This is a genomic window from Nitrospira sp. (assembly GCA_016715825.1).
Taxonomy (GTDB): Bacteria; Nitrospirota; Nitrospiria; order Nitrospirales; family Nitrospiraceae; genus Nitrospira_D.
In genome coordinates, this window is record JADJXO010000003.1 from 86,603 (window position 1) to 110,830 (window position 24,228).

Below are 24,228 nucleotides of genomic sequence, written 5' to 3' on the forward strand. Positions count from 1 at the left end.
GATTGGAGAGGCTCAAAGCAATGACCACTCATGGGCTCCTTGTCGAAAATCATCTGGGACAGAACTTCCTGCTGACCACCGAATCGTGTCCGAAGACGAAGGTACATCGGTTGGTTGTACTCCAGCACATCGGCGATACATGGGAGCCGGTGACGGGACTGCAGGCACAAAGCTGTCGAGAATCGGTCATCGGGGCGTTCGTGGACTTCTTTGTGGATATGTGCAGAGTGCTGAATTCCACGGGATCGGAATCGGAACGCGTGTCCGGGAGCACTCCGAGATCTCGACGTGCTCAGGCAAGGGCAAAGTCTCAACCAAACCTTTGGACCACACGATGATTGCTATGGCGTACCAACCGCATGGGCCAATGGAATGGCTCGATCAGGCCTCAGCCGGAGAGCCACACCCACTCTTGGTGTGTCAGTACTGCGGCGTTGTTCGAGACGATGCGGCGAGCGAACGTGAGCAAACAGCCGCGTGGATGACGATGGCGGCCTATCGAAGGAAACACGCCGTGCAACTCCGGGACGTGCCGTTCGTCCACACCTATTGCCCAACCTGTCTCCCACGAATACAGGGAACCGACCTAGGCCACCAAGGTCACGCGACGTCAGTGCCAGTGCATGTCTCTATCAGGACGCCGTTGCGTGTGTGGAGCGACAGAGGCTGGCTTGCCTTCATCAAAGGCCTAATCGAAAGGAAGGGGCGCCGATGAACGTAGATCTTTCAACTGACCGGGCATCGAAGGCAGCGGAACAGATAGGAAATCTATTCAAGGGGAATCATGCGATGGGTGGCTCGACGGGAGTGCGGAAGGCAATACGTGTCTTGCTGATAGACGAATCCATACTCACCCTGTATGGCCTCAAGACCTTCGTGTCGAAAAGCGATCATATCGAAGTCGTCGGTATCGCCACGACCTGCGGTGAGGCCCTGACCGCCATAGAAACCCACCGACCTAATGTCGTCATGTTGGAGGTGGAGGTGGAGCGAAGAAGCGGGATCGAACTGTGTAAGAAAATACGGGACGGCTATCCACATATCGGGGTACTCTTTTTCACAGCTCATGACAATAAGGATCTCCTGCGCGCAGCGATCCTGGCCGGCGCTCAAGGGTATCTCTTGAAGAGTGCTGCAGCGGATGCCGTCACGAAGAGCATCGAAATTGTCGCGACCGGACAAGCGATTATGGATCAACACTTGACTGAGCACGTGATTACGTGGGTGAAGGCTAGAGGTGCAGGTCCGTCGGCAATGGGAAAGGGGCACCTGTCGCGCGATGATCGTCGCTTGTTGGGGTATGTGGCATCAGGCAAGACCAATAGGGAGATAGCCCTCGAATTAGGCGTGCTCCCCACCGCCGTGGCAACGCGCCTACAACGAATCTACAAGCGCCTCCGAATATCCAGAAGATCGGAAGCCGCGCGGTACTATGTACATCTTGAAATGGGCGTGGATCAGTAAGAGAGACGCCGCTTCATGGGAGCTGAAGAATCGTGGAGACGGTCTCAATGCCCTCCACCTCCGCCCATGGCCACCTTCACGGCGGGAGGAGTAAAGCCACGAGTCTCGCTTCTCCCGCCTGAGTTGAATCGGCTGAGCAAAACGGCACAGATCCATCGAAGAACGTCATACTATTCGTACACCTAACAGTGTAGATGTCCCGACAATCTTGTTGCACTGCCTCATGAAAATCGGTATACAACCTAAGGTTGAGTGGCTCTAGGTAAGTACGTAATCACATAAAGGAGGATAAATGAAGCATTCCATCGCATTGGTTGGGTTAGGCGTCCTTCTTTCTCTCTCGACTACGGCGGTGTGTTCAGCATTTCCATTCGATGATCCGGCCCCGGTGTCTGACGCAGCCGCTCCAGTCCATGATGTGGTCACGCTGAAAGACGGCAGCGTCATCCATGGGGAAGTGATCGAAATGGTGGGTGGGGTGCTCCAGATGAAGAGCGCTCTGGCGGACGATCTGATTAAGATCAAGTGGTCTGAAGTGAGCAAATTGGCCGTCTCGCATCCCATTCCGTTCCACCTAAAGGAGGGCACGGTACTCGTGGGCACAGCCGAAGAGAGTGAGCCTGGCACGATGACGCTGAAGGCTGGTCCGACCGGCAGCACGATGACGATGCCGATGGATGCCGTGACGCAGGTCAACCCCATGATCCAACCTCCGGTCGTTTACAGCGGCAGCTTGAACGCCGGCTACTCACAATCTGTGGGAAACAGCCACTTACGGAACGTCAGCATACTCGGAGACTTTATCGCCAGGAGTGAACAGCTCAGGCTGACCCTCTTGGGTCGGTATGTCAACGGAGACAACAATGGCAGCTTACAGGTAAGGAATGCCAGAGGAACCATCAAACTGGACTTCTTTATCACGAAACGGCTCTTCTGGTTTGCCTCGGCGTATGTCGAAAACGATTTTCTTCAAAACCTCAAGCTGAGAACAGCGATTGCGACTGGGCCGGGGTACCAATTCCTCGAGCGTGGAGACCTCTCCGGCATGTTTCGGGATATGACGTTCTATGCCGAAGCTGGTCCGGCCTATTTCAATGAAGATTATCGGGATAACAGCATCACAGGAGATCGGGCCAGCTTTCGTGCCCGTGTAGCCATGAAATTCGATTGGCCGCTGTGGGATGGACGCGTGACGCTCTATCATTACAACGAGATTTTCCCCTCGGTGCAGAACGCCTCGGATTTCTTCTTCACGATGGATAACGGGGTTCGCATGAAGATTTTAGCCGGGCTTTCGAGCGGGTTCCAAGTGACCACCCGCTACAACAATCGGCCGCCTGCCGGAACCGGTGATACGGATAATTTATATTTGCTGACGCTGGGGTATGCGTTCGACACCACCCGCAAGCGATAGGGAGCCAGTCGTCGTGTCCTAAACGGACGTCTCAGAGGAGGAAAGTCATGCTGAAAGAATTTAAAGAATTCGCCATGAAGGGCAATGTCCTGGATATGGCGATCGGTGTCATCATCGGTGGAGCGTTTGGAAAAATCGTGTCATCGCTGGTCAGCGACGTGTTGATGCCGCCACTGGGGTTGCTGATGGGAAAGGTGGATTTTTCGAGCTTGTTCATCGATTTGTCCCAAACATCCCCAGCGTCCTTGGCCGCGGCCAAAGCCGCAGGAGCGCCAACGCTCAACTACGGCGTGTTCTTGCAGAGTGTCTTCGATTTTCTGATCATCGCCTTCGTCATCTTTATGCTGGTGAAGCAGGTCAATCGCTTCAAGAATGAGGCCCCACCCCCTCCCCCACCGCCCCCTGGGCCGACAAATGAAGAGAAATTGTTGATGGAAATCCGCGATGCACTGAAAGGCCGTCAGTAAGGCGACGGCTACAACCTGGGCCAGAACGTGGGCGGGGTGTCTGCCACGCACACGAGAGGAGAAGGAGATCATCATGCGAACGTTTAAGACCTCGATGGTGCTGATAGGGTTGGTGGCACTGGCTGGTTGTTCATCATTGTCCAAGGACCATCCTTCTGGCTATATCAAGCAGCCGACCGTTTGCGTTGACAAGAACTGGTACGGCTATTACCAGGGCAGCGGATGCCCTTCGACGACGAAGGCCGTGGCCTCAGATCCTGCAGCAGATCGCCTCGCAGCGCTGGAACAAGAGCGCAACCGATTAGCCGATGAACTGGAGGCGGCACGCCGAGAGAATGGAGCTCTGAGCGGTCGCGTGAGTGAACTGGAACGTCAGCTCGCTGAACGTGATCGGGAAATCGCTGCACTTCGTTCTGGATCCGGTGACAGCGCCGCCTTGGCGAGTCAGCTCGCTGCTGTGCGAGGCGACTTAGGCCAATCCCAAGATGAAAAGGATCGGCTCGCAGCAGAATTAGCCGCAGCGAAGCAACGGAATGCAGAGCTCGAAGGGCAACTCGCCGGGCTACAGGGTGACTTATCGGCAGAAATGGCCAAGCTGAAAGAGGCAGAGCGTGGATTGATCCGATCGCTTGGCCCTCAAATCAAGAAGGGTGATATTACCGTCCATTTGAACGACGAACGCCTCTTGATCAACTTGGCATCGGGCTATCTCTTTGCGTCAGGCCAAGATCAACTGAAACCGGCCGGCGTGGACGCACTGAAGCAGGTGGGCGGGATCTTAAAAGACTACCCTGAATATAAAGTCGCGGTCGACGGCCATACGGACAACCAGCGGATCAGCGGGACGTTGAAGAAAAAGTTCCCAACGAATATGGAACTCTCAGAAGCCCGTGCCGTCAACGCGGCCAAAGCGCTGGAAGAGGGTGGCTTGAGCAACGCCACCACTCAAGGATATGCGGACACCAAGCCCAAGGCGCCCAATACGACTGAGGTGGGTCGGGCAAAAAACCGGCGCGTCGAAGTGGTCGTCACTAGATAGAGGGCGAGAAATTTCAAGTTTGTGGCCGATCCTCGCAGACTGATCTGTGACTTGGCTGAATAATAGGGAGATGAGCAATGAAGACGAAAACAGCCGTTGTAAGCCTTGCGTTGTCGGTTTTCCTGATCGGTCTGACCACATCAGGCTGGGCCGTCGATATGGGTGCCATGAAGGAGAAGGTTGAGACCGTAAAAGGGCAAGCGGAGAATGTGAAGAAAGAAGGCGGAGAGACAGTGCAAAGCGCGAAAGATATGAAGGCGAAAGATGCCGCGAAAAACGCAGGAGAAATGAAGGATGAGGGGAAGAAACTCAAAGATGCGGCGATGGGCAAATAGTGCGTAGATAGATTCCGTCTTGTCTGGGGCGGCGCGTCTGTGACGCGCCGCCCCTTCTGCCTACCTCCAGCCATAGCCTGGGCCACGTAATCAGGTGAACTCCTATAGCCCAAGCTCAGACAGCCCTGGGTGATTGTCTGGCCGGGGACCAAGGGGCCAGAAATATCTTCGATCCTTTTCCGCGATCGGTACATCATTAATGCTCGCGATGCGCCGACGCATGAGGCCATTGTCGGCAAATTCCCAATTCTCGTTCCCATATGAGCGAAACCAATTTCCTGAGGCATCGTGCCACTCATAGGCGAACTGCACGGCGATTCGGTTCTCGTGGTACGCCCACAGTTCCTTGATGAGTCGATAATCCAATTCCTTGTTCCACTTATGCGTTAGGAAGTGAACGATCGCTTCCCGACCAGCCAGAAATTCTGAACGGTTTCTCCAGGCACTGTCGTGCGTGTATGCCAGCGACACCCGCTCAGGGTCTCGCGTATTCCACGCGTCCTCAGCCATCCGTACTTTTTGGGTCGCGGATTCAGCATCGAATGGGGGCAAAGGCGGTCTAGTCTGTTCGAGACCGTTCATGATGATGACCTCTTTAAATTGTCCTCACATAAGAGGACGATAGAGCATGACGTCACTGCGCGGATTGGACTACCGCCATTCTTCCATCCTCTCCCTTGCAGACAGATCGGCATGAGAGACGTTCGTTGCCCGGTCAACCTTGGCCTCCAGACTTCAGGTTGCGGTTGAGGAACTCCCGAATCAGCTTCGCGATCTCGTGCCTGTGCGTCTCCAAGGCGAAGTGTCCGGTATCAAGGAGATGGATGTCCGCGTTCGGAATATCGCGTTTGTAAGGCGTGGTACCGGCTGCCACGAAGATGGCGTCGTTCTTGCCCCACACGACCAGCGTCGCCGGCTTGTGGTCGCGAAAATAGGCCTGCCACTGGGGGTACAGCGGGATATTCGTGCGATAGTCGTAGAATAAGTCGAGCTGAATCTCCGCGTTCCCCGGTCGGTCGAGGAACGTTTGGTCCATGGTCCAGGTATCGGGACTCACCAGTGACGCGTCCTTCACGCCGTTCGTATACTGCCACTTCGTGGCCGCAAGAGAGGTCAGCCAGCGGATCGCTTCACGCTCGGTTGATCCTCCTGTGCCCCAATAGGCCTTGATGGGGTCCCAGAACTTTTCGAGTCCTTCGTCGTAAGCGTTGCCGTTCTGCACGATAAGCGCGAGCACTCGTTCCGGATTCTTTGCCGCTAGCCGGAAACCGACCGGCGCCCCATAATCCATCACGTACAAGGCATAGCGGTTCACGCCGAGTTGGCGGATCAGCCTGTCCACCACCTGGGCGTAGTTGTCGAACGTGTAGGCGAACTTTGATCGGTCGGGCATCCCACTCTGGCCAAAGCCCGGGTAGTCGGGCGCGATGACATGGTACTTGTCGGCAAGTTGCGGGATGAGGTTACGATACATATGTGATGATGTTGGGAAGCCGTGAAGTAGCAATAGAACGGGCGCGTCCTTCGGCCCTGCCTCACGATAGAACACATCCACGCCATCAATTTTGACGGTGTTGTGCGTCACGCGAGCCGGAGTCGATGGCTCCGTCGTTTGCGCGAACACCGAGATCTCCACAGTGAGAAGCACCAGGCCTAACAACAGTGGTGACAGAAGTCGTCGCCACAGCTGTGTCTGCGGATACCGATATGATTGTCTTCGAATTGTCATGGTTTGCACTCCCTTTACATGAACGCTTTTGCTACAGATTTCAGATGTATGTGGGAGCGAACGGCCTTAGCCATCCACTCCCACGTGACATCACCCGTGATCAGCTATGGTAGTAACGCTCCTTGACGATCTTGCCGTCCTGCCAGTCCGTCTTGACGACTTGTTCGAGGCTGATGATTTGCCCATTCTTTAATTTCACGGTCAGCACTGAGTCGTAGAAGCTGGTATTTCCAGAAACAGCCACGGCACCGATGATGTAGCTGACAAAGGCGGCCACTCCGATTGTCTCTCTGAATTTGTCCAGTCGCTCAATGGCGGCCTGTTTACCCACGACCGGTGGCTGATTGCCTTCCTGTGTCACGACCGAATCCGCAAAGTAGATCTTCTGACCTTCGGTCATTTGACCCTGCTTCAACATGCCCAACATTTCTTCCAACGTGTCCTTCACTGACTTGCTCATGATGCGTCCTCCCTCTATGCCTTGCGGCGGTTGAAAGCGTGAAAGCCAAAAGCTCCCACGCAAGCGATGGTAAAATGTTGGTCCCTCTACGTACGAACAGCCTCGCATTCACGGTGCCGGGCTAGCTCAACTGTGTCGCCGACTCGAATGTCTCCGCCCCGGATCACGAAACAATTCAACGCGAGCGTGCCGCCGAATCTCCGCACAATGTCTGTGAGCACCTGACGGTCTTGTTTCAGGGTGTCGGGGTCAAAGGTCGTCATGATGCAGCGCCTACGGAGATCTTGGATTCCGATGATGACCTCTCCGATGTGCAAGCACTGCCCTGGCCACGAGCGCTCTGCCAGGCCTTCGACCCCTCCGATGACCAGATTCGGTCTGAGCCGCCGGCCGTCACGCCCGAATGCTGCAATTGCTCCATCCGTTGCCACCAGCAACGGCAGCACGTCGAAACGATCACTGGAATCATCGCGTACCAGCTTGGCGCCCGGGCCCACGATATCCACCACGTCTTTGCGGACCTTGGGATCGCTCCATGGCAGGCCATCAACCACAGGCTCGCCGGATTCATTGAGCGTGGCATGGTGACCGAGCAGCCGATGGTGCGTCCTGGACGTGATGACATGACCATCCTCATCCTCCACATGCACGACGCGATCTCCCTCAATGCCGAGTGGTCCGATGCGGGTATGATCAATCTGTTCACCGGCCATCGACTTCACCGGATAACGCCATATCTGTGCCACCTTCATGGTGTGAGCTCCTTTGAAAAAGGAAATGTTTTTCTATCGGCGTTTTCTCTACGTTGCCTTGGTCATCATGTTCATCGGCTAGCGCAAGGCCGATGCCACATGCCATGACGATCAGTGAGACGAGATAAACTGCCAGTGGGAGATGGAGTTAGCGAAGTCGGTGTAGAAGGAACAATGAACTCAAAAGAGAGGCGCCTCCACGACATATCGTGGAACTATGATATGTCGTGGGGATGGACGTGAGATGCGCTGCTATACGGTGGGGCGAGGTTTCTTGATCCCAAGCTTCTGCATGCGGGATCGGAGCGTGTTGGGATGGAGACCAAGTCGAGTCGCGGTGCCCTGCTTCCCTTCGACGACCCAGTTTGTATCCTGAAGGATGCGGAGAATGTGGACTCGTTCGACCTCTTCCAGAGAATCGGCGACCGGCGACGGCGGGGCGGAGTTCCCTTGAAGCATCATATCGTCAATCTGAAGTAGTGGCCCATTCGCGAGGATGGTGGCCCGTTCGATCACATTCTCCAACTCCCGAATGTTGCCAGGCCAGGAGTATTTCATGAGGCGATCCATCGTCGATTGCGACACTCCGTCGATCTGCTTGCCGAGCTTGCGTGAGAACTTGGCGACAAATCGATTGACCAAGAGTGGGATATCCGACGCACGGGCGGGTAGGGGCGGTACCTCGATCGGAAAGACATTCAGCCGGTAAAGCAGATCGGCCCGGAAGGAACCGGCCTTCACCGCTGCATGAAGATCACGATTCGTGGCGGCAATGACTCGGACATCGACTTTGGTTGAATGGCCACTGCCGATCCGTTCGACCTCTTTTTCTTGTAGTACCCGGAGGAGTTTGACTTGAGCGTCCAGCGGCAATTCTCCGACTTCGTCCAAGAAGATCGTTCCTCCGTCCGCCAACTCAAATCGGCCGATGCGGCGCTGTAATGCTCCGGTGAACGATCCCTTCTCATGGCCGAAGAGCTCGCTTTCGACGAGGTTCACGGGAATTGCCCCGCAGTTGACCTTCACCAGCGAGCGATCTCTTCGCGGGCTCAGGTTGTGAATGGCTCTGGCCAGCAATTCTTTGCCGGTCCCTGTATCTCCCCGGATCAGGACCGTCGAATCCGTCGGCGAGACCTGTTCGATGAGTCGGAGAACAGATGTGATGATCGGGCTCTCACCGACGATCTCCTCAAAATTGTGATTGAGTTTGATCTCCTCGCGAAGGTAGAGGTTCTCCGCCTCGAGTCTATTTGTGAGCTGTGCGACTTCTGTAAAGAGCTGCGCGTTCTTGATCGCGGTGGCGGCTTGATAGGCGAAGGTGGCCAGCCGTTCATATTCATCATCAGCCAACGGGCGTCGTCCAAACATCGCGATGACGCCGAGCACGTCCCCGCGAAAGACGAGGGGGTATCCGGCAAAGGACTGGAGCCCGTTGTCTTTCATCCATTGCTTGTTTGGGAGGCGATCGTCGCCGAGGACGTCGTTGCTCTGCATCGGCCCGAATCCTTGGGCGATCTTGCCGATCTTCAGCGACCCCAGCGGAATGCGGCGGTATTCCCCATCGAGGTTTGAATAGAGTCCCGCGCTGGCCCTGAGATGTAAACACTGGGTCTGGTCTCTGCAGTCAGAGGCCTTGTAACAGCCGGTACAGAGATCGCCGGGACCGAGGAGCCAGATACGGGCAAAGGCGGCATCCAGGTCATCCACGAGCCCTTGGGTGATCGTCGTGAGGACGACGTGGAGATCCAAGCTCGACGCCATCTGCAGCGCGATGCGTTCGAGCGCTTTGCCATCGGGGCAGGATAGGGGTGATGCAGAGGGACTATCCAACTGGTGGCCTCCAATCAGGACTGGATCTAGCGTGGAGGACGATAAAGGCCTAATAGAGGATTGTCAATCAGTAGGAGAGCGGGGTCACCCGGGCAAACAATTCTATTCAGATCGTATGCCGCTCGAGCCCCATGGCTGGCAACTCCTGCGTCACAAGCCGAATGCTCCGCCGTAACCATCAGTCGGTGAGGTGAACGAGAGGATGTAAGGAGGCTACTTCGTTGTTCGCTTGTTGGATTTTTGGGAGATGGCTACCGTGAAGTAGGTGGGTTGAGTGCGGTCAGGAGGTGGAGCACCTTTACTTTGAGCCCTGGAAGATCTCGCTCGATCACATCCCAGACGAGTTGGAGATTCACGCCGAAGTAATCATGCACCAACTTATCTCGCATACCGGCGATGGGTTTCCACGCGATATCTGGGTTGGCATTCTTGAGGGAGGCGGAGAGGCGTTTTGTGGCTTCGCCAATGATTTCAAGATTGCGAATCACCGCGTCCTGTGTCTTCCGGTCTGCGAAGAAGCCGTCTTTGCCGGATGTCGTGTAGGTCAGAATGTGTTGGATGGCGTCTCGAATGTGAAGGAGGTAGATACGGTCGTCCTTCATAAGGGTACGGCTTCTGCCTGGATGTGCTGGGCAAGGTAGGGACTGAGTCCCTCATCGGTGAGGATATCAACATGGCAGTGCAGGACGGATTCGAGCTCCTGACTCAGAGCGATCACATCCAGCAAGCTTCGTCCTGGGTGCATCTGCACCAACAAATCGAGGTCGCTGGTTGAGCCGGCTTCTCCACGCGCCACTGATCCAAAGACGCGGACATTGTGCGCGCCGTGCTGCGCGGCGAGTTGGAGAATATGGTCGCGCTTCGTGCTGAGTGCGTCACGGGTGGTCATAGCGGTCATCCCAATGTCTTCGACTAGGATACCCAGGTTCCTGCGATCTGACAAGCATTCCAGTCGTCAGATATCGCACATCAAGCTGCTGGCCAAGGTACTAGGGGTGTTGCGAATGGCGGTGTGCCAGGATGTCGAGGGTCAGGTGGTCTGGCTGGCCGTCGAAGTATGTGAGCAGGGCGTCTTTGAAGATGGTGCTGTCGGGGGCAGCGGTCAGAAACAGGGTCATGCAGGACCGGAATTTGAGATGGTCGGGATAGCCGAAGATCTCCTCAACGCTACGACCGTTCACGTCGAGAACCAGCTGCGTACATGCTCTGAGCCGTGGGCCGAGGGTGGGATGTTGCAGATAGGCCGTGGCCTCGTCGAGTGAGCTGATGGCGAACTGCTGCGCCATCGCACTGTATCCAAGACCGGTGATCTGCGGAAAGATAAACCAGATCCAGTGGCTGGACTTTCTCCCGGCCCGCAGCTCATCGAGGGCTGTGTCATAGACGCCCTCTTGCGCGTCGAGAAAGCGTTGAAGATTGTACTCGTCGTTCATCAACTATCCGCGGCCAAGTACATTCTTTCCAGGACAGTATCATGCCTGGCAATGTTGGATCGCAAGACCTGACACTATTTACTCGGCACGCGTTACTCTTTTGGCGCGCCCCGCCCAATTAGAATGACACGTTTTCACAAGTGGTCAGCGTTGTAGCGAAATAATTCAATCCCCGCCACTATCGGGCCCCGCGCTCTGTCTAGAGTTATGTTTTGACACGTGTTGCGTTACAAGCTACAGTCTCCAGGTGAAGATACGGAACTTTATTCATAAAGGCTTGCAACGGCTTTATCTGGACGGCAGCGCCAAGGGTGTACCGCCAGATACCGTGGACAAGCTGCGGAAGATGTTCCCGTTTCTGGAGGTGATGAGCAGTGCCGACGAAGTGCGCGCCCTCACCTCATGGAAGGCGCACACGTTGACCGGAGACCGTAAAGGCACGGTCAGCTTGAGCGTGACACGCAACCGCCGCTTGACGTTCCGCGTTGATACCGCCGAACAAGAAATCTATGACGTGAATTTAGAGGATTATCACTAGCACAGGAGTACCAGACCATGCCCATGAAGAACCCGCCGCACCCCGGCGATTTTATCCGAACGGAAATTATTCAACCGGCTGGCCTGTCCGTGACCGCTGCCGCCGATGTGCTGGATGTGTCGCGTCCTGCCCTCTCGAATTTGTTGAACGGCAAGGCCGACTTGACCGGCGACATGGCCTTGCGAATCGAAAAGGCGTTCGGCGTCAAAATGGATACACTGATGAAGATGCAATCCAACTATGACATTGCCGAGACGCGCCGCCGAGAGAAAGAAATCAAAGGTGTGCGGCGCTTCCATGCGACGCTGCACCCGTGACGGCTTTATTGCCTAGAGGAGCAGAGTTCTTTAATAAGGTAGACAATTTCACCCCACCGAGAGACCAGCAAGGAGCGAATTTGCTGAAGCATACGGATTTCATTCACGCTCCTCTTCCCGAGCCGATTGAACAACTTCGAATCCAGGAGTGGAAACAATACAACAAGTACGGAGCAAGTTGCACATCATGGTTCTTGTTGCTAGCAAAGACAAGTTTGCAGCGTGTTATAAGATTTGAGGAGTTCCCTTCATGGTCGCCTGATTCCGCAAACAACCCTATCAAAGAAAAAGCTTCTGCGATCATTAAAGAAGGCGAAGGTAATGCCTAGTCGCGAACTCGTAAAAAGCCCTCAAAGCCATAGAACGACCGGTGGACTTTGAGTTTTTCTTTAGTGAATTGAAATCACCCGAGTGGTTGGAACCTCTTGCCGAAGAACGAGTGTTCGATAAGCCATATCCCCCTGTTGAAGAACAGGACTTGATAAGTTTTCCCATCTGGCCACCCTCGCGCTATCTCGCACGCATGGCTGGGCAAGCGCCAGATAAGGTTGTAGAGCTGGCCTTGAGAATTCCCGAAACTGAAAACGTCCGAATTCATGAGGATCTTAGTGACGCAGCCTTGGCAATGCCTGCGGATATTGCACAAAGAATCATTCCCAAGGCGATAGGGTGGGCCAAATCCAAGTATCAGCTCCGATTGGCAGATAGGCTCGGGAAATTGATCAGCCATCTCGCTCGTGGGGGACAAGCCGAGAAGGCATTAGACCTGGCGAAGGCATTGCTAGAGCTCCACCAAGAACAGAAGGAACCGATGGAAGGCTCTGAAGGTGAAAAATACCTATATCCACCTGAGCCAAAATCAGTTCTTTCGGATTGGAACTATGAGCAGATCCTAAAAAAGCACATTCCTGACCTCGTTAAGGAGACTGACCGAGGGCGTTGATCTTGCTTTGTGACCTTCTTGAAGAAGCCATTTCTATGTCGGAAAGAAATGAAGATCCCGGACGTGAAGACTATTCATATATTTGGCGAGGAGCAATAGAAAGCCATAGCCAAAACGAGGGACGAGATTTAAGAGAACATTTGGTTTCAGCTGTGCGGGATGCAAGCGAGTTGATTGTGAGTTCTAATCCGGCACTGGTGAGAGATGTTGTCCGCTGTCTGCATTACAGAACGGACAAAACGACGCTTCGTAGGTGGAAAGTCTTTGACAGAATCATACTCCATGTTATGCGTGAGTACCCAGATACAGTGAAGGATCTTATTAGAGACGATCTGACAGATCATGCAAAGTTTGAAGATCTACGTTTGTCGCATGAGTACCGCCTGCTTCTCAAAGAGATGTTTCAGAAGCTTGATTCGAATGACCAGCAGATCATATTAGGTTGGATTGAAGCTGGACCTGATGACGTTGAAGGATGGACACAGCGTGTTACGGAAGCAGTTGGCGAGGTTCCGAGCCTAGAAGACATCGAGAAGCGCAAGAGATCCTGGCAGCGAGATAAATTGGCCGTTTTTTATCACTCACTCCCAAAGCCATGGGCCAATAGATACAACGCCATGGTGAACGAGCTAGGTCCAGCTGACCATCCAGAATTCTCACATTACTCGATGGGAGTAATGAGAGGACCTATAAGTCCTAAGGGTTCGGCCAATCTTGCACAGATGCAAGTGGATGAGCTTCGTCAATTTCTAACAGACTGGAAGCCAACCAAGGAAGCACTAGGTATAGCTCCTTCTCAAGAAGGGACTGGGGCGAGATCAGTCAAATGGTGGCGAACGATCCTGCAAAGTATGCGCCGCTTGCGCCGTCCTTCGAAGGACTTGGCCCAACCTATGTCCGATCATTCCTGCAAGGGTTTCGAGATGCGATTGGGCAAAAGAAACCGTTTGCATGGGCTCCGGTAATCGACTTGTCATATTGGGTAGTCACCCAGCCGAGAGGAATTCCCGATCGCAACGTTGACAAGTGGGGAGCAGATCCGGATTGGAGCTGGGCACGTAAGACTGTGGCAGGCTTGCTCTCATTCGGCTTCCTTGAAGGTGACGGCTCTATTCCATGGCATTTGAGAGAGCGGGCGTGGGCAACTCTCCTTCCTGTTACCAACGACCCACATCCTGAACCTGAGGATGAAGTCGAAAGGAAAGGTCTCAGCGCCGACCCGTCACATCTTGCGGTGACTAACAGTGTTCGAGGGGAAGCCGTCGAAGCCGTAGTTCGCTATGCCTGCTGGGTCCAGCGGAGTCTAGGTAAGGAAGGTAAGAAGAGATTAGCCGGACAGGGCCTAAGGTCAATGCCGGAAGTGCGCGATGTGCTAGAGGCAATATTTGGAACCGACAAGAGATCCTTCTTTGGCAATTCGATCGGTATACGGTCGTTGGTTCCTACACTCCACTGGTTGGATGCCAAGTGGGCTATACGAACGTTAAGAAAATCTTTCCCGAGCTGACAGGGTTGCGCAAGTACAGAGACGCTGTGTATGGGATACCTACATCATATTCTCAACGCCATACATCTAAATATGCTGACGTCTTTATGAGCGCAATACTCAAAGGCTGTGGGCAGAACTTAGCAGGTCATCTACCATTGAGCATGGGGTGAGATCCCAAAGAGAGATTGGCCGAGCATCTAATGACGTCTTCTATTGGTATGGTAACTGCCTTACCGGGAGAGGCATCGGGGATCCTAGGAAAATTCTTCTCCAACGCTACTGATAAGCTCCGCGGGCACGCGCTTGAGTTCCTGGGGCGAAGTATTCATTCCTCAGGAAAGGTATCTCCTACTGTTATTGAACGACTCCGTAAACTCTAAAAGAGCGATATGCTGGCAGATCCAGTCGTAGAACAGGAAAGACCTTTGCTGGTATATGGATGGTGGTTTGCTTCCGAAATTTCGCAGAAATGGTCAATGGTTCAGCTGGCTATGGTCCTTCGTCTGGCTAAAACAATAGACGTGGATTATCTGGTTCTTTGAGCTGCCCTCATTGTTAGTCGTAGTATGCCTTCTGGAGGCCATACGCCGTTTGCGTTTGATGTGCGAGGACGGCGTTATGGGAAATTTCTGCCATGATGAACAGAAGTACAGATCTTTTCTTCTGTTGTGATTAAATAAACCAGGTGCTTGCAAGGAGATTAACAGCATCGAGATACCGGCTTGAATATCTTACTGCGAAAGGATTTCGTTACTTCGACGATTTGCTCGATTAGATAGTTTCACTCTTCCAAGGCGCTTAGACGCCTTAACGATTTCCTATCGGGTGTTCACTGAACGAGGCGAGTCCACGACCACACGTTGCATGAGCACAGAAGATCGTCAGCCTCCACTCATTCCTTTAGCTATACTGATCCCACGTATCGCATTGCTTGATCGCCCAGAACACGGCCTTTGAGTTTCTTGAGCGTCACGTTGTCGGGATCGCGAATCGCCTGTAGCTTCTTGTCCAGGTTGTAGAGGAGCTGTATAGCAAGCTTATCCGACTTGCTGAGCGCCCTGGCCAGCCTCCTCAACACCGTCCAGTCCGGTCTTTGTTTCCTGCGGCTAGCCGCAATAACGGCAGGACGACCGATGCATCACCATGCAGACTGCCGACCTGTTCTGAGCCACTGCAGCAGCCCGAATAACACCGCGCGCAGAGGTCATCCCAGTAATCAATTCATGAAGAATCAGCCCTGCCGACGAGTTACAATCTTGACTTAGTCACATTGTTAGTCTACTATGTGACCAAGGATTCGTATCAATGAAACCATAGCGAAGACGCATCTCTCCTATCATTTGACGAAACTCAGAAAAAAGGAGAAACAATCATTTTGTGCAACCGCAATCAACCGATTGCAGAAATACGCCTGTTGCCATCACTCCTCACCGCAAGCGTCCCATCGGATTGGCGAATTAGGAGCTTTTCTGTGCCTCTCCAGCGTTCTTTAAACCTCTCAATGACGTCCTTGATGCCTTTCCGGCAAGATATGCAAAGCCTTCCGATACCTGCACCTTTATGGCTGATTACGGATGATCCGGCGCTTTCTGAGCAAGGCGATCTTTTTTACCGACCCGTCAATGAGGCCCATCTCAGCACCATTCCCGTGGGAATGAGGTGAAGTTCGGTCTTGGCAAGCTTCCACTGCCGCAAGCCCCCGAACGCTTTATCCCTGCGCAACGTGAACGACATGGGGTTGTCACATTGCCGTTGGAGGAACAGTCGGTATTCTATCTGTCTCGGTTGCCGTCGCTTCATCGAGACCCGTTTGATCGTATGTTGATCCGCCAAGCCATTCACCATGAACTCACCCTGCTCACGCCTGATCCATTGATCACGCAATATGCCGTGAAGACGGCCTGGTAGCACCGACCTTACACCAGGCCAGGTCATAGCCCCGAGCCTATAAGGCTATAGTGGAAACGATCCGAGAGTGGAACTGAAAAGGGGGGGAAGGCTCAATGAAGGATGACCACTCTAGCTATACTGATCCCACGTATCGCACTGCTTGATCGCCCAGAACACGGCCTCCTTGAGTTTCTTGAGCGTCAGGTTGTCGGGATCGCGAATGGCCTGCAGCTTCCTGTCAAGATCATAGAGCGGTTGGATCGATCGTTTGTCGGGTATCTTCCCGAGCGCCCAGGCGACTTCCGTTAAGACGGCCCAATCAGTCTTGGGATCTTGGAGCTTCGCCAATAACGGAAGGACGACCGACGCATCTCCTGCAATGCCACCGATCTGCCCAAGTCCTTTTGCTGCTGCTGCCTGGACTTCCAGCTGAGGCGCTGTGTTCATCATATCGATGAGGAGGGGAATCCCTTCCCTGCCGAGATTACCCATGGCGACGAGCGCCTGTTTCGCGAGGTCTCGGTCCTTCAGTGCGTCTTTCAGTTTTGGCAGTGCTTCGTCTGCCTGCATGTCTCCCAGGAGGGACATGATCTTGATCTTTCGAGCCTGGCTGGTATCGGGCGAATCCAGAATCTTGAGGAGGCGATCGACGTGGCCCCATTCTGCAGCCAGGAGGAGGGGGAATTCATATTTCCCCAGCGCGTCCTGTAGCTTGGCCAGCGCATACAGGCCGGGATCGGCTGCCTGGGCCGCTTGTGCGGCTGCGACGGCATCTTCGAACTCCGTCCGCACTTCTTTCTGCCATTTGATCTTCATGCCACCAAGCAAGTAGGTGAGTTGGCAGGCGGGGCCTTTCCAAAGACGAGACGGCGAGTCCGGCAGGTCCGCATCTCCGCCAGTCGCTGTCGTCCCTTCCCAGGTCTTGCGTTGCTCGCATTTGACTCGAACAACGACATCGTGAGGCAAGGCAGGATCTCGAACGGTCGCGTATCCAACTTCGCCAAGACGCTGTGCCACGACGTCAGCCAGAGCCGTACCCTGGGCTTCGCCTTGATCGGTGAGGGCGAGGACGTGAACCATAATGGTCTGAATGTGCTCCAGCTGAGTTCGCTGTTCCGGCGTGAAGTATTCGCGGTAAGCCAGCGCGAGATTGTGGCATAGGCCTAGAGCGAGACAGAACCCAAGTCCGAGTAACAAAGACCGAATTCGCATGGTTCACCTCTCCCGCACTGTCCCACAGGATGCGGGTGCGCAATCTTGTGAGGCGGCTGGTGCTGGTGCAACGCTCGAATGTGAGTATACACCGATGGGTTCTCATGTTAGAGCATTGAGAATCAGTCGCGAGCATCATATTGACAGTTTGCAGGTCCCAATGCTAATTTCCGCTGCTCTACTTCGTGACTCACACGAAACTTTCAGATCTGTCCAAACAACAAGAGTGGGTAGAGAACGGTGATAAAGACAACAGTTGCGCGACGTTACGCACAGGCACTTTTCGAGCTTCTCGATCAATCCACCATCGAAGTGACAAGGAGCACCCTCGACAGCCTGAGCCAGGCGATGAGGGAGTCGGACCAGCTGCGTCACGTGGTGGCGTCGCCGGCCTTCGGGGTGGAGGAAAAGACCGCGGTCCTGACGGCGCTTGCCGACAAGCTCGGCTGCCCGCCGATCGGCAGGGCGTTTCTCGGCCAATTGGTGAAGAAAAGCCGGATAGGATTTCTGCCTGAAATCGCCCATGCGTTCGGCACGCTTGTTGATCAAGCCAAGGGGACTCAACCGGTCACGGTGTCCTCTGCAGCCCCCCTTCCAGGAACGGAACAAGATCGTATCAAGGTGCGTCTCCGCGAAACGCTCAAGCGCGAGGTGGATGTGACGTTTCAGACCGATGCGAGTCATCTCGCCGGCTTGCAGATCTCGATCGGCAGCACGGTGGTCGACAGTACGGTCCGAGGCCGCCTGCGCGATTTGCAAGTCGCGTTGACACGAGAATAAGGAGTTGTCATGCAGATTAGGGCAGAAGAAATCAGTGGGATTATCAAAGAAAAGATTAAAGGCTTCGACAAGCAGGTCGATGTTAAAGAAACGGGTTCCGTTATCCAGGTCGGAGACGGGATTGCCAAGGTGTACGGCCTGGATGGCGCCATGGCCGGTGAAATGCTCGAATTTCCCGGAGGCCTCTACGGCATCGCGCTGAACCTTGAAGAAGACAACGTCGGCGCTGTGTTGATGGGCGACTCTGCCGGGGTTAAGGAAGGCGATCCCGTCAAGCGGACCGGCCGTATTGCGGAAATTCCCGTCGGGGAAGCCTTGGTCGGTCGTGTGGTGAATGCGATCGGTCAGCCGATCGACGGGAAGGGAGCCATCAAGTCTTCGCTTTCTTCGCGCATCGAAATGGTCGCCCCTGGGGTCAATACCCGCCAATCGGTTCGGGAACCGTTGCAAACCGGCATCAAGGCCATCGATGCCATGATCCCCATCGGTCGTGGACAGCGGGAACTGATCATCGGCGATCGTCAGACAGGCAAAACCGCAATCGCCGTCGATACGATTATCAATCAAAAAGGACTCGGCGTATTTTGTATCTATGTCGCCATCGGACAAAAGCGTTCGACCGTTGCGCGCGTCGTAAAGACCCTGGAAGAGAGTCATGCGATGGAATACAGCGTGGTCGTATCGGCGAGTGCCAGCGACCCGGCGCCTATGCAGTTCCTGGCCCCCTTCGCCGGAGCCGCCATCGGTGAGTATTTCCGCGACAACGGCAAGCACGCGTTGATTGTCTATGACGATTTATCCAAGCACGCGGTTGCCTATCGTGAGTTATCTTTGTTGCTCCGCAGACCACCAGGCCGAGAAGCCTACCCAGGCGATGTCTTCTATTTGCACTCTCGACTGCTTGAACGCGCTGCCAAACTGAGCGACAAGCTGGGTGGAGGCAGCCTCACCGCGCTTCCGATCATCGAAACGCAAGCCGGTGACGTGTCGGCCTACATCCCGACCAACGTCATTTCGATCACCGACGGCCAAATCTATCTCGGCAGCGACCTCTTTTATTCCGGTATTCGTCCGGCGATCAACGTGGGGTTGTCGGTTTCACGAGTCGGCGGGTCGGCGCAGATTAAGACGATGAAACAGGTGGCGGGTACGCTGCGGCTCGATCTCGCTCAGTATCGCGAGATGGCGGCTTTTTCCCAGTTCGGCAGCGAATTGGACAAGGCCACCCAGATGCAGCTGGCACGCGGTGTTCGGATGGTCGAATTGCTCAAGCAGGGCCAATACAAACCGATGCCAGTGGCGGATCAAGTGCTGTCGATCTATGCCGGTGTGAATGGATTTCTGGACGACGTTCCGGTCGACAAGGTGCTTCAGTTTGAAGCGGACTTCTTGCATTATGTTCAACAAAACCATCCCGACCTCAAGAAAGAAGTGGCCAGCATCGGCAAGATCGATGATAAGGTCGGCGGCCGCTTAAAAGAGATCCTCTCGACCTTCAAGCAAAAGATGGGGTACGGGGGAAAAGCATAAGCACAGGACCGAGTAGCGAGGACTCAGGATCAAGACGAAAAGTAGGGAGTCTGGGACGACCACAGTCCTCAACGCTCAGTTCACTGCCCTAAGAGAATACAATGCCAAGTCTTCAATCGTTACGCCGTAAGATTGCGGCGTTCAAAAATACGCAGAAAATCACCAAGGCCATGAAGATGGTCGCCGCGGCGAAGCTGAAACGGTCTCAGGACCGCATTCTGGCTGCTCGTCCCTATGCGCATAAGATGCGCGGGGTGTTGAGCAACCTGAGTCAGCGTGTGAATCGCTCTTCTCATCCCCTGTTGCAGAAGCGCGAGGGGAAAAAAGTCGAAGTGCTCGTCGTCACAAGCGACCGAGGGTTATGCGGCGGCTTTAACGGCAACATTGTGCGCAAGAGCTCGGAGTTCGTCCGGCAATGTGAAGCGAACGGTCTCCACGTCAACTTGAGCCTGGTCGGCCGTAAGGGCCGCGACTATTTTCGCCGCCGTGATTGGCCCATTCGCCAGGAATGGGCCGGGATTTTCGATAAGCTCAGCTTCGAACATGCGCTCGATATCGGGGCGGATCTGACGGATAACTTCATCAAAGGCACGTTCGATGAATTGTATGTCGTCTACAACGAGTTCAAGTCCGCCATTCAGCAGCGGGTGATCGTTGAAAAGCTCTTTCCGATCGATGCGCAGGAAGAATTCGGTTCTGCGCCGCACGAAGGGATGAGCGGGGGCGGGTACCTCTATGAACCGGATGAAGCCGAGCTGTTGAGTGCGCTGATACCAAAACATTTCCAAGTGCAAACCTATAGAATTTTGTTGGAGTCCGCTGCCGCCGAGCACGGTGCCCGCATGGCTGCCATGGACGGAGCGACGCGCAATGCCGGACAACTCATCAAGAAAGTGACGCTGTACTACAACAAAACCAGACAAGCAGCGATTACAAAAGAACTGATGGATATCGTCGGTGGCGCTGAAGCGCTGAAATAACCGACCCCGTTTCGTCGAAAGGAGCATCTCGTGGCAACAGGTACAGTCATCCAGGTCATCGGACCGGTTGTGGACGTCGAGTTCCCTCCCGGCCAACTACCGAACATCTATAACGCACTCAAAGTCACCCAGGAAGAAAATAAGGCGGCGGGTACACCTGCCATTAAGATCACTCTTGAGGTGGCCTCGCACCAGGGGGAAAACCGAGTCCGGAGTATCGCGATGTCGACGACCGATGGTCTCACGAGAGGGATGGATGTGCAGGACACCGGAGCGCCCATCTCCGTGCCAGTTGGTCGTGAAACGCTCGGTCGCCTCATCAACGTACTGGGAGAGCCGGTCGATGAACGAGGACCAATCAAGGCGAAGAAGACGTACGCAATTCATAGGCCGGCCCCAAAACTGGAAGATCAAGAAACCAAGACCGAGGTCCTCGAAACGGGCATCAAGGTCGTGGACCTGCTCGAGCCCTACAGCAAGGGCGGAAAAGTCGGACTCTTCGGCGGCGCCGGTGTCGGCAAGACCGTCATCATCATGGAACTGATCAACAACATTGCGTTGCATCACGGAGGATTCTCCGTGTTCGCGGGGGTTGGTGAGCGGACTCGTGAAGGGAACGATCTGTGGCATGAAATGCAAGAGTCGAAGGTCATCGATCCGGACGATTTTACGAAGTCGAAGGCAGCATTGGTCTATGGTCAGATGAACGAGCCCCCTGGGGCCCGCCTCCGGGTCGCCTTGACCGGATTGGCTGTCGCCGAATTCTTTCGCGATGAAGAGAATCAGGACGTGTTGCTGTTCGTGGACAATATCTTCCGGTTTACCCAGGCCGGGTCAGAGGTCTCCGCGTTGTTAGGCCGTATGCCGTCAGCCGTCGGATACCAGCCGAACCTTTCGACCGAGATGGGGGCACTACAGGAGCGTATTACCTCAACGAAACGAGGTTCGATCACGTCCGTACAAGCGATTTATGTGCCCGCCGACGACCTGACGGACCCGGCTCCAGCTACCGCCTTCGCGCACTTGGATGCGACGACCGTGTTGTCTCGCTCGCTCGCTGAGTTGGGTATTTATCCGGCGGTCGACCCGTTGGACTCCACCTCGCGTATTTTGGATCCACAGATTATCGGGGATGAGCATTACAAGATCGCGCGTGGTGTGCAGTCCGTACTCCAGCGCTATAAGGATCTCCAAGATATTATTGCCATTCTCGGTATGGATGAATTGTCCGAAGATGACAAGATGGCTGTCGCGCGTGCGAGAAAGATCCAGCGCTTTCTGTCGCAGCCCTTCCATGTGGCGGAAGCCTTTACCGGCGCGCCTGGGAAGTACGTCAAGCTCAAGGACACGGTCCGCAGCTTCAAAGAGATCCTCGATGGAAAATACGACCACTTGCCGGAGCAGGCCTTCTACATGGTCGGCCCGATCGAAGAGGCGGTGGCCAAGGCTGAAAAAATGGGCGTGAAAGTATAGGGAGGCGGATGAACCGAGCATCCGCCTTGCTCGCGCAACCCGCGGTCTCGGAAGATCCTCGTTGGATGCGCGCAATGGAGAACGCCTCGCTTCCCCGCCTGTAGTGGGGAAGAGGTAAGAAAAGAGGAAGGAATGCCAGGAACAATTCTATTAGAAGTTGTGACGCCGGAAAAACTGCTGCTGAGCCAACAGGTCGATGAGGTCATCGCGCCAGGGTCAGAAGGTGAATTTGGCGTGCTTCCTGGACATTGTCATTTTCTCTCGACGCTCCGCATCGGTGAACTCCGCTACCGTATCGGGGATCAGACGAATTCCATGGCTGTGCTTTGGGGGTTTGCTGAAGTCACGCCGACCAAAGTCACTATTATGGCTGAAGTTGCCGAGAAAGCCGAAGACATTGATGTTGAGCGGGCGACCACTAAAGTCGCTGATGCAGAGCGGCGCCTCCAAGCAGGAGGTTTGCCGTCAGAAGTGAAAGAAGCGCAAATCAGTCTTGAGAAGGCGCGCCTACGTAAAAAAATTGCCGAGCGCGCGAGAAAAACCGGTCACGCCTGATACGCCGGGTTTACGTTTGATCTCTTCCTCACCACCTACGTTTTGTCCTTCGCTCCGTTTTTCCATGACACTGTTTCGTTTCGACGCATCATAAGTGATTGCAAACAATAGACATTTGTCCGCGGAGTGGATTCCATGATTACGGAATTCATCGTCACTTCCGGAGAACAACCCAAGCGGTTAGATGTGTTTCTCGTGAATCGAGAACGGGATATCTCGCGGTCAGCCCTCCAACGTCTGATTGAGTTAGGCCGGATCAGACTCAACGACCAGGTTGTGAAGGCGAGCCAGAAGATCAAGCCCGGAGATAGAATCACAATGGATGTGCCGAAGCCGGAACCGCTCTCTATCAGGGGGGAGGCCATTCCCCTTGACGTCCTCTATGAAGATGACTCGCTTCTTGTGCTGAACAAACCGTCCGGTATCGTCTCTCACCCGGCTCCAGGAAATTGGACGGGGACCCTCGTCAACGCCTTACTACATCATTTTCAGACATCGGGCGGAACGATTTCAACGATCGGCGGGAAGGAGCGACCCGGACTCGTTCATCGGCTCGACAAACAAACCTCCGGCATCATGGTGATTAGCAAGACTGATGTCGCACACCGAGCCCTCGCCGCACAATTCAAACTTCATAGCATCACGCGTGTCTATGAAGCGTTGGTCTGGGGAGTCCCGAAAAAAGGCCGAGGGGTCATTGAGCTGGCTATCGGTCGAGATAGCAAGGAGCGAAAGAAATTTTCGGCAAGGACCACGAGTCCTAAACAATCGACGACGGAGTATGTGGTCGTCCGGCGATATGGCAAGGTGGCTGCCCACGTCATGCTCTACCCACGAACCGGTCGTACGCACCAGCTGCGGGTGCATCTCACTTCTTTAGGGCATCCCATTTTAGGCGATGACATGTATGGTGGGCGGCGGGTGTGTGTACTGGATGGGCTGACAATACCTCGGGTGATGCTCCATGCCAATACGCTGGGGTTCGTTCATCCCATGACAGGCGTGATGGCGCAATTCACGAGACCGGTCCCGGCGGATATGGAAACGGTGATGTGCGAGCTTGAACAGAAAACCATTCCAGTAGAGAATACCTCCAGGACATGACTCTCCACATATATTTTGCCGAGAATGTATGCTGACCGCGGAATTTCTTGACGCCTTAGGCGGCCTGACGTCACACATCAAAATCTATGCCACAAAACTTCCGTCGGTCGTGCATTTGAAGGCGGTGCCGTCTGGAGTGAAGCCCTCATTGGAGGCCATCGATAGTTATGAAACCATTGTCTCTCGTACACGCAGTCAGACTGCCGGGACTCCATACAAGGGGCTGAATGAATCCTTGGTGTCATCGCTGGAAGCCTTTGAAATGGGAAACCTTCTCGGGGCCGTGCAGCCATTACTCTTGGTCTTGGATCATCTCGAACGGCTGCAATCTGAAAAAGAAATCGAAGTCGGGCGACTCGATGAACAACGATTCAAGGAGTACCGTGCAGCATTGCACAAAGTTCTTCCTGGAAATCGCCCGGAATTGGATAACCCAACCTAACCCGCCCCGTGAACCCCTCAAGGAGTCGGGCTGCGAGACTGGCTAACGGCGA

At 54.5% G+C, this 24,228-nt stretch carries 28 protein-coding genes and 1 pseudogene; 19 read left to right on the forward strand and 10 right to left on the reverse strand.

Annotated elements, in window-relative coordinates; genetic code table 11:
• The first annotated feature begins 343 nt into the window (after positions 1-343).
• The 6 genes from IPM58_10030 to IPM58_10055 all read left to right on the forward strand — a co-directional run bounded on the left by IPM58_10030 (position 344) and on the right by IPM58_10055 (position 4,719).
• Positions 344-715 carry a hypothetical protein gene (locus IPM58_10030; protein MBK9307402.1) on the forward strand — a complete coding sequence of 124 codons (372 nt, stop codon included), beginning with the start codon at positions 344-346 and terminating at the stop codon, positions 713-715.
• On the forward strand, positions 712-1,464 hold the full coding sequence (locus IPM58_10035; protein ID MBK9307403.1) for a response regulator transcription factor: 753 nt from the start codon (positions 712-714) through the stop codon (positions 1,462-1,464). Before IPM58_10030 ends, IPM58_10035 begins: the two co-directional genes overlap by 4 nt.
• Before the next feature lie 292 nt (positions 1,465-1,756).
• Entirely contained in the window at positions 1,757-2,878 is a 1,122-nt protein-coding gene (locus IPM58_10040) for a DUF481 domain-containing protein (GenBank protein ID MBK9307404.1), read from the forward strand.
• A 47-nt stretch (positions 2,879-2,925) separates the two neighbouring features.
• Positions 2,926-3,345: a large-conductance mechanosensitive channel protein MscL gene (mscL, locus tag IPM58_10045; protein ID MBK9307405.1), complete on the forward strand. Its 420-nt coding sequence runs from the start codon at positions 2,926-2,928 to the stop codon at positions 3,343-3,345.
• A 73-nt stretch (positions 3,346-3,418) separates the two neighbouring features.
• Entirely contained in the window at positions 3,419-4,384 is a 966-nt protein-coding gene (locus tag IPM58_10050) for an OmpA family protein (GenBank protein ID MBK9307406.1), read from the forward strand.
• 77 nt (positions 4,385-4,461) lie between these two features.
• Positions 4,462-4,719, forward strand: a complete 258-nt coding sequence (locus IPM58_10055; GenBank protein MBK9307407.1) for a hypothetical protein — start codon at positions 4,462-4,464, stop codon at positions 4,717-4,719.
• A gap of 102 nt (positions 4,720-4,821) precedes the next feature.
• Here IPM58_10055 and IPM58_10060 read toward each other — a convergent pair whose 3' ends face one another.
• The 8 genes from IPM58_10060 to IPM58_10095 all read right to left on the reverse strand — a co-directional run bounded on the left by IPM58_10060 (position 4,822) and on the right by IPM58_10095 (position 10,923).
• Entirely contained in the window at positions 4,822-5,301 is a 480-nt protein-coding gene (locus IPM58_10060; protein ID MBK9307408.1) for a nuclear transport factor 2 family protein, read from the reverse strand.
• A gap of 133 nt (positions 5,302-5,434) precedes the next feature.
• A complete protein-coding gene (locus IPM58_10065; GenBank protein MBK9307409.1) occupies positions 5,435-6,448 on the reverse strand; it encodes an alpha/beta hydrolase in 1,014 nt (337 codons plus the stop codon).
• Between the two features lie 100 nt (positions 6,449-6,548).
• The gene (locus IPM58_10070) at positions 6,549-6,908 is read right to left on the reverse strand and encodes a hypothetical protein (protein ID MBK9307410.1); all 360 of its coding nucleotides are present in this window, start codon (positions 6,906-6,908) and stop codon (positions 6,549-6,551) included.
• A gap of 86 nt (positions 6,909-6,994) precedes the next feature.
• Entirely contained in the window at positions 6,995-7,660 is a 666-nt protein-coding gene (locus tag IPM58_10075) for an MOSC N-terminal beta barrel domain-containing protein (GenBank protein MBK9307411.1), read from the reverse strand.
• A gap of 252 nt (positions 7,661-7,912) precedes the next feature.
• The gene (locus IPM58_10080; GenBank protein ID MBK9307412.1) at positions 7,913-9,490 is read right to left on the reverse strand and encodes a sigma 54-interacting transcriptional regulator; all 1,578 of its coding nucleotides are present in this window, start codon (positions 9,488-9,490) and stop codon (positions 7,913-7,915) included.
• A 251-nt stretch (positions 9,491-9,741) separates the two neighbouring features.
• Positions 9,742-10,092, reverse strand: coding sequence for a DUF86 domain-containing protein (locus IPM58_10085; protein MBK9307413.1), 351 nt, complete (start codon positions 10,090-10,092; stop codon positions 9,742-9,744).
• Positions 10,089-10,379: a nucleotidyltransferase family protein gene (locus tag IPM58_10090; GenBank protein ID MBK9307414.1), complete on the reverse strand. Its 291-nt coding sequence runs from the start codon at positions 10,377-10,379 to the stop codon at positions 10,089-10,091. The genes IPM58_10085 and IPM58_10090 overlap by 4 nt, the downstream gene beginning before the upstream one ends.
• A gap of 100 nt (positions 10,380-10,479) precedes the next feature.
• Complete coding sequence (locus IPM58_10095) at positions 10,480-10,923, reverse strand: DUF1810 domain-containing protein (protein ID MBK9307415.1); 444 nt, start codon at positions 10,921-10,923, stop codon at positions 10,480-10,482.
• Positions 10,924-11,170: 247 nt separating this feature from the next.
• Between IPM58_10095 and IPM58_10100 the strand changes: the two genes are divergently transcribed.
• Genes IPM58_10100 through IPM58_10120 form a run of 5 tightly spaced genes read left to right on the forward strand, consistent with a single transcriptional unit; the run spans position 11,171 to position 13,686 of the window.
• On the forward strand, positions 11,171-11,461 hold the full coding sequence (locus tag IPM58_10100; protein MBK9307416.1) for a type II toxin-antitoxin system RelE/ParE family toxin: 291 nt from the start codon (positions 11,171-11,173) through the stop codon (positions 11,459-11,461).
• A 17-nt stretch (positions 11,462-11,478) separates the two neighbouring features.
• Complete coding sequence (locus IPM58_10105) at positions 11,479-11,778, forward strand: HigA family addiction module antidote protein (protein ID MBK9307417.1); 300 nt, start codon at positions 11,479-11,481, stop codon at positions 11,776-11,778.
• Complete coding sequence (locus IPM58_10110) at positions 11,775-12,107, forward strand: hypothetical protein (protein MBK9307418.1); 333 nt, start codon at positions 11,775-11,777, stop codon at positions 12,105-12,107. The genes IPM58_10105 and IPM58_10110 overlap by 4 nt, the downstream gene beginning before the upstream one ends.
• 41 nt (positions 12,108-12,148) lie before the next feature.
• Positions 12,149-12,721, forward strand: coding sequence for a hypothetical protein (locus tag IPM58_10115; GenBank protein MBK9307419.1), 573 nt, complete (start codon positions 12,149-12,151; stop codon positions 12,719-12,721).
• 35 nt (positions 12,722-12,756) lie between these two features.
• Positions 12,757-13,686, forward strand: coding sequence for a hypothetical protein (locus tag IPM58_10120; protein MBK9307420.1), 930 nt, complete (start codon positions 12,757-12,759; stop codon positions 13,684-13,686).
• Positions 13,687-15,114: 1,428 nt separating this feature from the next.
• Here the strand turns inward: IPM58_10120 and IPM58_10125 are convergent.
• Positions 15,115-15,288: a hypothetical protein gene (locus tag IPM58_10125; protein MBK9307421.1), complete on the reverse strand. Its 174-nt coding sequence runs from the start codon at positions 15,286-15,288 to the stop codon at positions 15,115-15,117.
• Positions 15,289-15,741: 453 nt separating this feature from the next.
• On the opposite strand from IPM58_10125, the pseudogene IPM58_10130 reads away from it, so the two are divergent.
• Positions 15,742-16,118: pseudogene (locus IPM58_10130) on the forward strand (type II toxin-antitoxin system VapC family toxin).
• Between the two features lie 111 nt (positions 16,119-16,229).
• Here the strand turns inward: IPM58_10130 and IPM58_10135 are convergent.
• Positions 16,230-17,312 carry a HEAT repeat domain-containing protein gene (locus IPM58_10135; GenBank protein MBK9307422.1) on the reverse strand — a complete coding sequence of 361 codons (1,083 nt, stop codon included), beginning with the start codon at positions 17,310-17,312 and terminating at the stop codon, positions 16,230-16,232.
• A 240-nt stretch (positions 17,313-17,552) separates the two neighbouring features.
• On the opposite strand from IPM58_10135, the gene atpH reads away from it, so the two are divergent.
• From atpH to IPM58_10170, 7 genes are all read left to right on the forward strand, one after another.
• Positions 17,553-18,092 carry an ATP synthase F1 subunit delta gene (gene atpH / locus IPM58_10140; GenBank protein ID MBK9307423.1) on the forward strand — a complete coding sequence of 180 codons (540 nt, stop codon included), beginning with the start codon at positions 17,553-17,555 and terminating at the stop codon, positions 18,090-18,092.
• A gap of 9 nt (positions 18,093-18,101) precedes the next feature.
• Positions 18,102-19,622: a F0F1 ATP synthase subunit alpha gene (locus IPM58_10145; GenBank protein MBK9307424.1), complete on the forward strand. Its 1,521-nt coding sequence runs from the start codon at positions 18,102-18,104 to the stop codon at positions 19,620-19,622.
• A 101-nt stretch (positions 19,623-19,723) separates the two neighbouring features.
• Complete coding sequence (gene atpG / locus IPM58_10150) at positions 19,724-20,602, forward strand: ATP synthase F1 subunit gamma (GenBank protein ID MBK9307425.1); 879 nt, start codon at positions 19,724-19,726, stop codon at positions 20,600-20,602.
• A gap of 30 nt (positions 20,603-20,632) precedes the next feature.
• Positions 20,633-22,075, forward strand: a complete 1,443-nt coding sequence (gene atpD, locus IPM58_10155; GenBank protein ID MBK9307426.1) for a F0F1 ATP synthase subunit beta — start codon at positions 20,633-20,635, stop codon at positions 22,073-22,075.
• Positions 22,076-22,207: 132 nt separating this feature from the next.
• Complete coding sequence (locus IPM58_10160) at positions 22,208-22,630, forward strand: F0F1 ATP synthase subunit epsilon (protein ID MBK9307427.1); 423 nt, start codon at positions 22,208-22,210, stop codon at positions 22,628-22,630.
• Between the two features lie 135 nt (positions 22,631-22,765).
• Positions 22,766-23,734, forward strand: a complete 969-nt coding sequence (locus IPM58_10165) for an RluA family pseudouridine synthase (GenBank protein MBK9307428.1) — start codon at positions 22,766-22,768, stop codon at positions 23,732-23,734.
• A gap of 28 nt (positions 23,735-23,762) precedes the next feature.
• A complete protein-coding gene (locus IPM58_10170; GenBank protein ID MBK9307429.1) occupies positions 23,763-24,176 on the forward strand; it encodes a hypothetical protein in 414 nt (137 codons plus the stop codon).
• Positions 24,177-24,228 lie beyond the last annotated feature (52 nt).

Bases quoted from the DNA above. Each gene is read 5' to 3' on its own strand.
- IPM58_10035 (MBK9307403.1), top strand. From the start codon at position 712: ATGAACGTAGATCTTTCAACTGACCGGGCATCGAAGGCAGCGGAACAG.
- IPM58_10085 (MBK9307413.1), bottom strand. From the start codon at position 10,092: ATGAAGGACGACCGTATCTACCTCCTTCACATTCGAGACGCCATCCAA.
- IPM58_10170 (MBK9307429.1), top strand. From the start codon at position 23,763: ATGCTGACCGCGGAATTTCTTGACGCCTTAGGCGGCCTGACGTCACAC.
- IPM58_10095 (MBK9307415.1), bottom strand. From the start codon at position 10,923: ATGAACGACGAGTACAATCTTCAACGCTTTCTCGACGCGCAAGAGGGC.
- IPM58_10065 (MBK9307409.1), bottom strand. From the start codon at position 6,448: ATGACAATTCGAAGACAATCATATCGGTATCCGCAGACACAGCTGTGG.
- IPM58_10165 (MBK9307428.1), top strand. From the start codon at position 22,766: ATGATTACGGAATTCATCGTCACTTCCGGAGAACAACCCAAGCGGTTA.
- atpG (MBK9307425.1), top strand. From the start codon at position 19,724: ATGCCAAGTCTTCAATCGTTACGCCGTAAGATTGCGGCGTTCAAAAAT.
- IPM58_10075 (MBK9307411.1), bottom strand. From the start codon at position 7,660: ATGAAGGTGGCACAGATATGGCGTTATCCGGTGAAGTCGATGGCCGGT.
- IPM58_10060 (MBK9307408.1), bottom strand. From the start codon at position 5,301: ATGAACGGTCTCGAACAGACTAGACCGCCTTTGCCCCCATTCGATGCT.
- IPM58_10050 (MBK9307406.1), top strand. From the start codon at position 3,419: ATGCGAACGTTTAAGACCTCGATGGTGCTGATAGGGTTGGTGGCACTG.
- IPM58_10090 (MBK9307414.1), bottom strand. From the start codon at position 10,379: ATGACCACCCGTGACGCACTCAGCACGAAGCGCGACCATATTCTCCAA.
- IPM58_10105 (MBK9307417.1), top strand. From the start codon at position 11,479: ATGCCCATGAAGAACCCGCCGCACCCCGGCGATTTTATCCGAACGGAA.
- mscL (MBK9307405.1), top strand. From the start codon at position 2,926: ATGCTGAAAGAATTTAAAGAATTCGCCATGAAGGGCAATGTCCTGGAT.
- IPM58_10030 (MBK9307402.1), top strand. From the start codon at position 344: ATGGCGTACCAACCGCATGGGCCAATGGAATGGCTCGATCAGGCCTCA.
- IPM58_10070 (MBK9307410.1), bottom strand. From the start codon at position 6,908: ATGAGCAAGTCAGTGAAGGACACGTTGGAAGAAATGTTGGGCATGTTG.
- IPM58_10040 (MBK9307404.1), top strand. From the start codon at position 1,757: ATGAAGCATTCCATCGCATTGGTTGGGTTAGGCGTCCTTCTTTCTCTC.
- IPM58_10160 (MBK9307427.1), top strand. From the start codon at position 22,208: ATGCCAGGAACAATTCTATTAGAAGTTGTGACGCCGGAAAAACTGCTG.
- IPM58_10135 (MBK9307422.1), bottom strand. From the start codon at position 17,312: ATGCGAATTCGGTCTTTGTTACTCGGACTTGGGTTCTGTCTCGCTCTA.
- IPM58_10120 (MBK9307420.1), top strand. From the start codon at position 12,757: ATGTCGGAAAGAAATGAAGATCCCGGACGTGAAGACTATTCATATATT.
- IPM58_10055 (MBK9307407.1), top strand. From the start codon at position 4,462: ATGAAGACGAAAACAGCCGTTGTAAGCCTTGCGTTGTCGGTTTTCCTG.
- IPM58_10145 (MBK9307424.1), top strand. From the start codon at position 18,102: ATGCAGATTAGGGCAGAAGAAATCAGTGGGATTATCAAAGAAAAGATT.